The sequence below is a fragment of the Pseudonocardia sp. SID8383 genome (assembly GCF_009864975.1).
Classification (GTDB): Bacteria; Actinomycetota; Actinomycetes; order Mycobacteriales; family Pseudonocardiaceae; genus Pseudonocardia; species Pseudonocardia alni.
In genome coordinates this window covers 1-6,069 of sequence record NZ_WWFY01001186.1, presented here as the reverse complement: position 1 = coordinate 6,069, position 6,069 = coordinate 1, and the positions used below count along the sequence as shown (strand labels likewise).

Genomic DNA, 6,069 nt, shown 5'->3' with positions numbered 1-6,069 from the left:
GTCCGCGGCCGCCCCGGGGCTGACCTGGCCCGTCACCGCCGGGGAGGTCCCGGGCCCGCCCACCGGGCGGCGACGGTGCGGCCCCCGGCTACCCTGATCCGCGCCCCGCAGCCCGGTCGGCGTCGACGCGCGGACCTGCCGGGGATCGCCGGTTCCCGCCCGGGAACGACCCACGGACCAGGGGAGACGTGTGTCGCAGACCCAGCTCGTGTCGCCCGAGACCCGCCCGCTGCGCGCGTGGCAGCGCAGCGCACTCGCCCGCTACCTCGCGACCTCGCCGCGGGACTTCCTCGCGGTCGCGACCCCGGGCGCGGGCAAGACGACCTTCGCCCTGCGTGTCGCCTCGGAGCTGCTGCGTGACCGGGTCGTCGACGCGATCACCGTCGTCACCCCGACCGAGCACCTGAAGTACCAGTGGGCCGAGTCGGCCGCGGCCGCCGGCGTCGCGCTCGACCCGGAGTTCCGCAACTCCGCGGGCGGTACCTCGCGGGACTACCAGGGCATCGCGATCACCTACGCCGGCGTCGCCGCGCACCCGATGCTGCACCGCAACCGCACCGAGAACCGCCGGATGCTGGTGATCCTCGACGAGATCCACCACGCGGGCGACGCCAAGAGCTGGGGCGAGGGCGTCTACGAGGCGTTCGAGCCCGCCACCCGCCGCCTCGCCCTGACCGGGACGCCGTTCCGCTCCGACGACAACCCGATCCCGTTCGTCGAGTACGTCCCCGACGCCGAGGGCGCCCCGCGCAGCCGGGCCGACCACCAGTACGGCTACGCCGAGGCGCTCGCCGACAACGTGGTCCGGCCGGTCGTCTTCCTGGCCTACTCCGGTACGTCCAACTGGCGCACCAGCGCGGGCGAGGAGATCTCGGCCCGGCTGGGGGAGCCGCTGACCCGCGAGCAGACCGCGATGGCCTGGCGCACCGCGCTGGACCCGTCCGGGGACTGGATGCCCGCGGTGCTCGCAGCGGCCGACCGCCGCCTGCAGAGCCACCGCGACGGCGGCATGCCCGACGCGGGAGGCCTCGTCATCGCCACCGACCAGACGGCCGCCCGTGCCTACGCCGCGCTGCTCACCGGCATCACCGGGGTCCGGCCCGCGGTCGTCCTGTCCGACGAGGCGGGCGGCTCGGACCGGATCGCGGAGTTCTCCCGCTCCACCGAGCGGTGGATGGTCGCGGTCCGGATGGTGTCCGAGGGTGTCGACGTGCCGCGCCTCGCCGTCGGCGTCTACGCCACCAGCGCCTCGACCCCGCTGTACTTCGCCCAGGCCATCGGCCGGTTCGTGCGGTCGCGGCGGCAGGGCGAGACCGCGTCGGTGTTCGTCCCCAGCGTCCCGGTGCTGCTCGGCCTGGCCAGCGAGCTGGAGGCCCAGCGCGACCACGTCCTCGGCAAGCCGCAGCGGCCCGAGGAGGTCTGGAACGACGCCGAGCTCAACGAGGCCAACACGGTCAAGGACGAGCCCGGCGAGCAGGAGAAGGCGTTCACCTCCCTCGGCGCCGACGCCGAGCTGGACCAGCTGATCTACGAGGGCGCCACCTACTCCGCCGACGAGGAGGACTACCTCGGGCTGCCCGGGCTGCTGGAGCCCGACCAGGTGCGCACCCTGCTGTCCCAGCGGCAGGCCGACTGGATCGCGAAGGGCTCGCCGCGCACGGGCGCCCAGGCCCGCGCCACCCCGGCGACCGAGCCCACCCCGCCGCCGGCCGCCGAGCGCGGGCAGAGCGTGCGGGAGCGGCTGCAGACGCTGCGCAAGGAGCTCAACACCCTGGTCGCGCTGCACAACCACAAGACCCGCAAGCCGCACGGGAAGATCCATAACGAGCTGCGGGCGCACTGCGGCGGCCCGCCGGTGGCGATGGCGACCATCGAGCAGCTCGAGGAACGCATCGCGACCCTGCGGTCCTGGCGCTGAGAGCCGCCCTGGCGGGCCGCCGTGTCGCCGGCGGGCCGGAGGACGACGCCGCCCGTGCGGGCGCGGTGGGGGCCGGCCCGGCACCGTCGGGGGACCGGAGAGCCACCACGGCCGGCACGCGGTGATCCACTCCGCGCGCGCTGATCCGCTCGGGGCGCGCGTCCGGACACGCGCGGACCGCGGATCAGCGCGCGAGCTCCGGATCACCGTGCGGACGTCGCGCCGCCGGAGCGGTCAGGACGGGGCGGACCGATCCCGGACGTACGTGGCGGGAACGGGGACGGGTTCGTCGCCGTCGCGGGACCGCAGGGCCACCGCGGCGACGACCAGCGCGATCCCCACGGCCTCCAGCGGCCCCGGCAGCTGACCGAGCACGACGAGCCCGACCAGCGTCGCGGTGGCGGGCAGCAGCGCCAGCAGGACCGCGAATCGGGCCTGCCCGACCCGGCGCAGCACGACCTGGTCCAGCACGTAGGGGATCACCGAGCTGAGCACACCCAGCCCGACGGACAGGCCGAGCACCACCGGATCGGCGAGCGGCGCGAGGTTCGCGAGCCCGAACCCGGTCGCGGCACCCGTACCCCCGGTGAACAGCAGCGGGACCAGGACGACGGCGGCCACGGTGAACCCGGTCGCCAGGTCGTCGATGCCGGAACCGGCCCGCGCGACCCGCTTGCCCAGCACGATGTAGGCCGCCCACATCGCCGCCGCGCCCAGCGCCCACAGCACCCCGGCGGGACTGCCGGACCAGCGCACGTCGGCGATGAGGAGCACGCCCGCCGCGGCGAGGCCGACCGCGCCGACGTCGCGGAACCGGCGCGAGGCGAGCGCCGCGACCACGACCGGGCCGGTGAACTCGACCGCCACCGCGGTGCCGAGCGGCAGCCGCGCGATCGCCTCGTAGTAGGCGACGTTCATCAGCGCCGTGGCCAGCCCGAACGTCCCCGCGCGGACGAGCCGGACGCCGCGCCACGAGTCGCGGCCGGGGCGGCGCCACGCCAGCAGGACCAGCGCGGCACCGATGAGGCGCAGCTCGGCGACCGCCGACGGCGCGAGCCGGTCGAACAGCCCGACGGCCAGCGCGGCCCCCACGTACATCGAGGTCCCACCGGCCAGGAACAGCAACGGAGCGGGAACACGATCGGGCGACGGGCGGGGACTCACCCGGCCACCGTAGACCGCGACACACCGTATTTACCGTGGCGCGCTTGCACGTCGGGCGAGTTGCCCGCATGATTCACACGCAGTCAACTTCATACGCAACCGGTCACCGCGGGTACATCGCGGCGCCACCGAACCGTGCGGCGCACGCCACACGTGACGGACGTCGCGACGCATCCCGGGAACACGTGCAGGGGCCTCGAGCGTCTGTACAGGTGTGGGCGAACCGCTCGTGCGGTCGTCACAGTGATACGGCGGCGAGCGCCCGAAGCCCGCCGCCGCGACGGAGGGAGACCGCTATGCAGCCCGAAACGCTGACCCGGCCCGAACTGACCCTTGCCGACCGTTGCGACCGCTGCGGTGCGGCTGCCAAGGTGCGCGCGATCCTGCCCTCCGGTGGGGAACTCCTGTTCTGCAACCACCACGGCAACGCCCACGCCGCCAAGCTGCGTGAGTCCGGGGTGCAGGTGCAGACCGGGGAGTGACACCCGGGGCGCCACCCGCGCCCCCACACAGACCCTCGAACGGGGCGGGGATCCGATCGGATCCCCGCCCCGTTCGGTATGTCCGGGGGTGCTCAGGACACCGGTGCGAGCGGCTCCGGGCCGGTGCCCGGGGCCCCGCGTGCCCCGGCCGGCCGCGACGGCGCCGGGTCGGCGGGCAGCGGGGTGGCGCCGGTGACGATGTCGGCGGCCCGCTCGGCCACCACCACCACCGGGCCGTAGGTGTTGGCGTTGGGCACGTCCGGGAAGATCGACGCGTCGACGACCCGCAGACCCTCGGTGCCGTGCACGCGCAGCGTCGACGGGTCCACGACGGCGTCGGCGTCGGTACCCATCCGCGCGGTGCTGGTCGGGTGCAGCCCGTTCTGGGCGCGCCGGGACACCCAGGCGAGGATCTCGGCGTCGGAGCGGACACCCTCGCCGGGGAAGGTCTCCCCGGCGTCGAGGCCCGCGAACGCCGGCTGGGTGAGGATCTCCCGGGCCAGGCCGACGGCCTCCACCCAGCGACGCCGGTCGCCGTCGGTGACCAGGTAGTTCTGCACCAGGCGCGGTGGGACGGCGGTGTCGCGGGACACCGCCCGCACCGTCCCGCGGACGTCGCCCGCCATCACCGAGACGTGCATCTCGTAGCCGTGCCCGACCGGCGGGACGTCCGGCGCGAAGCGCATCGCGACCGGCGCGAACAGCATCATGACGTCGGGGATGCCCCCGGCCATCGAGGTGGAGGCGAACCCGCCGATCTCGAAGTGGTTGCTGGCCCCGATCCCGGTGCCCGAGACGAGCCAGCGGGCCGCCGCGGCGGGCAGCCGGTGCGGGGCCCGGTGCGGGGCCAGCGAGATGGGCTGGGAGCAGGCGTGCTGCAGGTGCACCGCGAGGTGGTCCTGCAGGTTCGCGCCGACCCCGGGCAGCGCCACCCGGGTCTCGACGCCGATCCCGGCAAGGTGCTCCGGGTCGCCGAAGCCGGACACCTGGAGCAGTTGCGGGGTGGCGATGGAGCCGGCGGCGAGCAGGGTCTCGCCGGCGTCGACGTCGCGGAGGGTGCCGTCGGCGGCGCGGTAGCGGACGCCGATGACCCGGGTACCGCGGGCGTCGGTGCGCAGCGCGCGGACCAGGGCGCCGGTGCGGACGGTCAGGTTGGGCCGCGAGTCGGCGACCGGGTGCAGCCAGGCGTCGGTCGCCGAGAAGCGGCGCCCGCGCGAGATCGTGCGCTCGGTGCGGGAGAAGCCCTCCTGGACCGGGCCGTTCGTGGAGTCGAGCAGCGCGTGCCCGGCCTGCTGCGCCGCGGCCAGGAACGCCGCGTTCAGCGGGCCCGCGGCCGGGGCGCGCTCGAGGACCTGCGGCCCGTGACCGCCGTCGGTCAGCGGGGTGCCGCGCTCGGACATCCGCCGCTCCAGGCGGCGGAAGTAGGGCAGCAGGTGGGCCGAGCTCCACTGCTCGCAGCCGGGCAGGCGGGACCAGCGGTCGTAGTCGCCCGGGTGGGCCCGCTGGTAGACCATCCCGTTGATGCTGCTGCTGCCGCCCAGCACCTTCCCGCGCGGGACGGCGATCCGGCGCCCGGCCAGACCGGCCTCGGGTTCGGTGACGTAGCACCAGTCGTAGCGGGGGTTGCCCCACGCCTTCGACAGCGCGGCGGGCATCCGGATGATCGGGTCCCAGCGGTGGTCGGGCCGGCCCGCCTCGAGCATCAGCACCCGGCGCGTGGGCTCCTCGGTGAGCCGGGCGGCCAGCACCGCCCCCGCGGATCCCCCGCCGACGATGACGACGTCGTACCGGCCCATGCGCGCCCTCCACACCCACTGTCGGGATTGCCCTGTTCGAGGGAGCAACCCCCCTTGCGTGGATCACGGTACGCCGCGCCCACCGGCCGTCGCCGCCACCCCCGTAGGCTCGATGGTGTGACGACGACCGAGCGTGACGCCGAGGACGGAGCGGACCTCCGCGATGCCGCCGCGGACGACGCCGACGCCGCTTTGGCCGCCCTCGCCGCCCAGCTGGAGGCGTCGGTCGCCGAGCTGTCCTCGGCCCGTGAACGGGTGGCCGAGCTGCAGGAGCTGCGCTCTCAGGGGTTGAGCTGGCGGGCGATCGTCCCGCGCGAGGCACGGCCGCTGATCGTGGAGACCCTCACCCGCACCCTCGACGGCCTGGGCGCCGTCGGTGGCCGGTTCCGCCGCGAGGAGGCCGTCGCGCTGCACGGCGAGGGCGAGACGATCGCCGGGATCGGCAGGCTGTTCGGGGTCAGCCGCCAGCGCGTATCGGCCTACCTGCAGGAACACCAGCAGCTCCTCGAACGGTGTGCGGACCGCCAGGACCGGCCGGAAGCCTGACCCCGGGTCAGCCCTGGTCGTGCCTGCGGTGCCGCGCCTGCCGCTGGGCGGGCACTCGCGGCGCCACCGGCACCACGGGGGAGCGGCGGGCCGCCGGGATCAGCGCGGTGCGGTCAAGCGCGTCGGGCTGTTCCGGCACCGACGGCGGCGCGGCGCGCAGCTG

General features: G+C 75.3%; 5 protein-coding genes. 3 read left to right on the top strand and 2 right to left on the bottom strand.

The window, feature by feature from the left end; all coding sequences use genetic code 11:
- Window positions 1-190 precede the first annotated feature (190 nt).
- Window positions 191-1,918 carry a DEAD/DEAH box helicase gene (locus GTW08_RS28975; protein WP_073577043.1) on the top strand — a complete coding sequence of 576 codons (1,728 nt, stop codon included), beginning with the start codon at window positions 191-193 and terminating at the stop codon, window positions 1,916-1,918.
- 234 nt (window positions 1,919-2,152) lie between these two features.
- Here GTW08_RS28975 and GTW08_RS28970 read toward each other — a convergent pair whose 3' ends face one another.
- Window positions 2,153-3,016, bottom strand: coding sequence for an EamA family transporter (locus tag GTW08_RS28970; RefSeq protein WP_073577142.1), 864 nt, complete (start codon window positions 3,014-3,016; stop codon window positions 2,153-2,155).
- A 362-nt stretch (window positions 3,017-3,378) separates the two neighbouring features.
- On the opposite strand from GTW08_RS28970, the gene GTW08_RS28965 reads away from it, so the two are divergent.
- Window positions 3,379-3,564, top strand: a complete 186-nt coding sequence (locus GTW08_RS28965) for a DUF7455 domain-containing protein (RefSeq protein WP_062402550.1) — start codon at window positions 3,379-3,381, stop codon at window positions 3,562-3,564.
- Between the two features lie 92 nt (window positions 3,565-3,656).
- Here GTW08_RS28965 and GTW08_RS28960 read toward each other — a convergent pair whose 3' ends face one another.
- Window positions 3,657-5,360, bottom strand: coding sequence for a choline dehydrogenase (locus GTW08_RS28960; RefSeq protein WP_073577042.1), 1,704 nt, complete (start codon window positions 5,358-5,360; stop codon window positions 3,657-3,659).
- A 117-nt stretch (window positions 5,361-5,477) separates the two neighbouring features.
- Between GTW08_RS28960 and GTW08_RS28955 the strand changes: the two genes are divergently transcribed.
- Window positions 5,478-5,906 carry a hypothetical protein gene (locus GTW08_RS28955; protein ID WP_073577041.1) on the top strand — a complete coding sequence of 143 codons (429 nt, stop codon included), beginning with the start codon at window positions 5,478-5,480 and terminating at the stop codon, window positions 5,904-5,906.
- Window positions 5,907-6,069 lie beyond the last annotated feature (163 nt).

What these genes read in the sequence shown, in the direction of transcription:
- GTW08_RS28960 (WP_073577042.1), bottom strand. Translation starts at nt 5,360, where the DNA reads ATGGGCCGGTACGACGTCGTCATCGTCGGCGGGGGATCCGCGGGGGCG.
- GTW08_RS28965 (WP_062402550.1), top strand. Translation starts at nt 3,379, where the DNA reads ATGCAGCCCGAAACGCTGACCCGGCCCGAACTGACCCTTGCCGACCGT.
- GTW08_RS28970 (WP_073577142.1), bottom strand. Translation starts at nt 3,016, where the DNA reads ATGTACGTGGGGGCCGCGCTGGCCGTCGGGCTGTTCGACCGGCTCGCG.